5 protein-coding genes are annotated in these 2,965 nt (G+C 73.3%); all 5 read right to left on the reverse strand.

Going from position 1 to position 2,965, the window contains the following annotated elements; genetic code table 11:
- Nucleotides 1–28: 28 nt before the first annotated feature.
- The gene (locus ACFUEL_RS37765; protein ID WP_380242455.1) at nucleotides 29–358 is read right to left on the reverse strand and encodes a TcmI family type II polyketide cyclase; all 330 of its coding nucleotides are present in this window, start codon (nucleotides 356–358) and stop codon (nucleotides 29–31) included.
- Nucleotides 359–363: 5 nt separating this feature from the next.
- Nucleotides 364–822, reverse strand: coding sequence for an SRPBCC family protein (locus ACFUEL_RS37770; RefSeq protein ID WP_380242447.1), 459 nt, complete (start codon nucleotides 820–822; stop codon nucleotides 364–366).
- Between the two features lies 1 nt (nucleotide 823).
- Nucleotides 824–1,078 (reverse strand): acyl carrier protein, encoded by a 255-nt coding sequence (locus ACFUEL_RS37775; RefSeq protein WP_380242449.1) that lies wholly within the window; start codon nucleotides 1,076–1,078, stop codon nucleotides 824–826.
- A gap of 11 nt (nucleotides 1,079–1,089) precedes the next feature.
- Entirely contained in the window at nucleotides 1,090–2,316 is a 1,227-nt protein-coding gene (locus ACFUEL_RS37780) for a beta-ketoacyl synthase N-terminal-like domain-containing protein (protein ID WP_380242451.1), read from the reverse strand.
- The coding region (locus ACFUEL_RS37785) for a beta-ketoacyl-[acyl-carrier-protein] synthase family protein (RefSeq protein ID WP_380242453.1) at nucleotides 2,313–2,965 on the reverse strand (653 nt) is incomplete at its 5' end. The genes ACFUEL_RS37780 and ACFUEL_RS37785, both read right to left, overlap by 4 nt.

The following is a 2,965-nucleotide window of genomic DNA, read 5'->3' on the forward strand; positions in this document are numbered from 1 at the left end:
GGCCCCTCTCCGTGTGCGGGTGCGGCGTTCAGCCGCCGGTGCGGTCCCAGCGGTAGAACTCGTGCGCCATGGCGTCCTTGGGGCTGCGCCAGGTCGCCGGGTCGTAGGCGTCGACGTAGACGGCGAGGCGTTCGCTGACGTCGCGGAACTCGGGGTGTCCGGCGTACTTGGCGACCTCCGGTCCGGCGGGGCGCTCGGACTCGATGAGGTGCAGGTAGACGTCGCCGAACTGGAACAGGCTGCGGCTGCGGACGCCGATCAGGTCGGGCAGGGCGCCGCGGTCGGAGTCGGCGAAGACGCCGGCGATGTGGTCGGCGGTGCCGGGCTTCATCCGGGCGACGATCAGGGTGCGGTGCACGTCGTTCACCGGGCCCCTCCGGCGCGGTGCTCGACCTTGGCGCGGATCAGCTCCATCTGGACCTTGGAGTTCTGGTTGATCCGGTCGGTCATGCCCTGGTCGTCGATCGGCGCGGTGGGCTTCATCGCGAAGTCCTGGATCCAGCGCATGCTGGTGCCCTGCGGGTGCTCCTCGTACTCCCAGCGGATCTCCATGAACTCGAACGGCCCGGGTTCGACCCGGCGGGCCCGGACGACGAGCTTGTCGCGGTCGGCCTCGCGCTCGGAGACCCAGCTCCAGACCTGGCCGTTCTCGTCGGGGTGCATGGTGAGCCGGAAGCGGACCAGCTGGTCCTGCCGGTCGAGGACCTCGACGGAGGCGTACTCGCTGAACAGCCGGGGCCAGTTCTCCAGGTCGTTGGTGACGTCCCAGACCAGGTCGAGGGGGGCGTGGATGACGATGGTGTTGTCGGTGTGTCCGGGCATCTCAGGCACCAGCCTTCACGGAGGAGTTGACGGTCTGCAGGAACTCGGCGACGGGACGGCCGAGCAGGTCGGAGGAGTCGATGGAGACGCCGTAGCGGTTCTCCACGTCGGCGAGGACGCCGAGCACGCCGAGCGAGTCGACGCCGAGGTCGAGGAACATGCAGCCGGGGTCGGCGAGCGCGTCGACGGTGACCGCGACGCCGGCCCGGGTCTTGATCAGGGTGGCGAGTTCCTCGTAGGTGATCTCGGAGGCCATGTCGTGCTCCTTCAGGGGTTGGGGCGGCGCAGCAGCAGGGCGCTGTTGGAGCCCATCAGGCCGCGGCTGAGCACCAGGGCGGTGCGCGGTTCGACGGCGCGCGGGTAGCCGGTGACCAGGTCGAGGCCGTGCGGGCAGTCCGCGGTGTGCGGGGTGGGCGGGACGAGGCCGTGTTCGAGGGCGAGCACGGCGGCGGCGACGTCCAGGGCGGGGGCGCCGCAGTGGGCGCGGCCGAGGCCGGCCTTGGGGGCGGTGACGGGGACGCGTTCGGCGTGCTCGCCGAGGGCGTCGGTGAGGGCGAGCGCCTCGGCCCGGTCGGCCTCCGGGACGCCGAGGGCGTCGGCGAAGACCACGTCGACCTCGTCGGGGGCGCAGCGCGCCTCGGCGAGGGCGCCGCGGATCGCGTGGGCGAGTCCTTCGCGGCTCTCGCTCCAGCGGGCGGCGCCGGTGAAGGTCGCGCTGTGCCCGGCGATCTCGGCCCGGGGGCGGGCCCCGCGCAGCCGGGCGGTGTGCTCGTCCTCGACGACGAACATCGCGCCGCCCTCGGCGGGGACGAACCCGGCCGCGTCGCTGCCGAACGGGCGGTAGGCGCGTTCGGGGTCCTCGCCGGTGGACAGCCCGGGGTAGCCGAGCTGGCAGACCATCGAGTACGGGGCGACGGGGGCCTCGGCGGCGCCGGCCAGCACCGCGTCGGTGCCGCGGGCGACGGCCCGGGCGGCGTGCGCGAGGGCGTCGAGGCCGCCGGCCTCGTCGGAGGCGACCACGCCGCAGGGGCCCTTGAAGCCGCCGCGGATGGAGATCTGGCCGGTGGAGGCGGCGTAGAACCAGGCGATCGACTGGTAGGGGCCGACGTGGTGCGGCCCCTCGGCCCACAGGTGCTGGAGTTCGCGCTGGCCGAACTCGCCGCCGCCGGAGCCGGCCGCGGTGACCACGGCGACGCCGTACGGGTCGTCGGGGTGGTCGGCCAGGTCGGCGTCGGCCATGGCGAGTTCGGCGGCGGCCATCGCGAAGTGGGTGAACCGGTCGGTCTGGACGAGGTAGCGCGGTTCGACGTACTGCTCGGCGTCGAAGCCGCGGACCAGTCCGGCGACCTTGAGCGGCAGGTTCTCGCAGCCCTCCCGGTCGATCGGGGCGAGGGCCGAGCGGCCCTCGCACAGGGCCTTCCAGTAGTCGTCGGCGCCGATGCCGTTGGGGGCGACCACGCCGACCCCGGTGATCACCGCGCAGCGTGCGTTCATGCGGCTGCCTCCACCTTGCTCAGCACCACCGCGGACTGGAAGCCGCCGAAGCCGCTGCCGACCGACAGCACGTGGCGCAGCGACAGTTCGCGGGCGGTGCGCGGGACGTAGTCGAGGTCGCACTCGGGGTCCCGCTCGGTGTAGTTGGCGGTGGGCGGGACGACGCCGTGGTGCAGGGCGAGGGTGCACGCGACGAGTTCGATGGCGCCGATCGCGCCGAGCGAGTGCCCGACCATCGACTTGATGGAGCTCATCGGGGTGCGCCGGGCGTGCTCGCCGAGCGAGCGCTTGACGGCGGCGGTCTCGTGCCGGTCGTTCTGCTTGGTGCCGGAGCCGTGCGCGTTGACGTAGTCGACGGCGTCGCCGGGCACCCCGGCGTGGGCCAGGGCCCGGTCGATGGCCCGGGACATCTCCAGGCCCTCCTGGGTGAGGCCGGTCATGTGGTACGCGTTGCCGAAGGTGGCGAAGCCGCCGAGTTCGGCGTAGATCCGGGCGCCGCGCCGCTCGGCGTGCTCCCGTTCCTCCAGCACCAGGACGGCGCCGCCCTCGCCGAGCACGAAGCCGTCGCGGCCGGCGTCGAAGGGGCGGGAGGCGTGTTCCGGGTCCTCGTTGCGGGCCGAGGTGGCCTTGATCGCGTCGAAGCAGGCGA

It is taken from the genome of Kitasatospora sp. NPDC057198, from assembly GCF_042670125.1.
Lineage (GTDB): Bacteria > Actinomycetota > Actinomycetes > Streptomycetales > Streptomycetaceae > Kitasatospora.